Source organism: Rhizobium ecuadorense, from assembly GCF_001187535.1.
Lineage (GTDB): Bacteria > Pseudomonadota > Alphaproteobacteria > Rhizobiales > Rhizobiaceae > Rhizobium > Rhizobium ecuadorense.
Genome location: NZ_LFIO01000725.1, coordinates 1 through 365, shown reverse-complemented (window position 1 = coordinate 365; position 365 = coordinate 1). Strand labels below are relative to the sequence as shown.

The following is a 365-nucleotide window of genomic DNA, read 5'->3' as shown; positions in this document are numbered from 1 at the left end:
GAACTGATTTTAACTGTCAATAAAAAGGACGGCCACTAATATGAAGCTATGATGACATTCAAATTCGCAAGACCGCTCGCCTGGCTGCTGCTGGCCTTCATCATCTTCGTCACCGTTTCGCCGATCGGAGAGAGGCCGAATACGGTCACGATGGTCGATGTCGACCGCGCGGTCGCCTATCTTCTCCTTGGCTTCGCCTTTGCGCTGGCCTATCCGAAACAGTGGAAGATGGTCGCCATGCTGCTGATCGTCGGCGCATTCGCCATCGAATATCTGCAATACTTCTCGCCGACCCGCCATCCGCGCCTCCATGACGCAGGCATCAAGGCCATGGGCGCCGCCCTCGGGCTGCTAGCCGGATGGGT

Annotated in this window: 1 protein-coding gene; it reads left to right on the top strand. The window is 57.0% G+C overall.

Features of this window, described 5'->3' with window-relative positions; translation table 11 throughout:
* Positions 1-48: 48 nt before the first annotated feature.
* A partial coding sequence (locus AF337_RS13580; protein WP_049732491.1) for a VanZ family protein occupies positions 49-365 on the top strand: 317 nt, incomplete at its 3' end.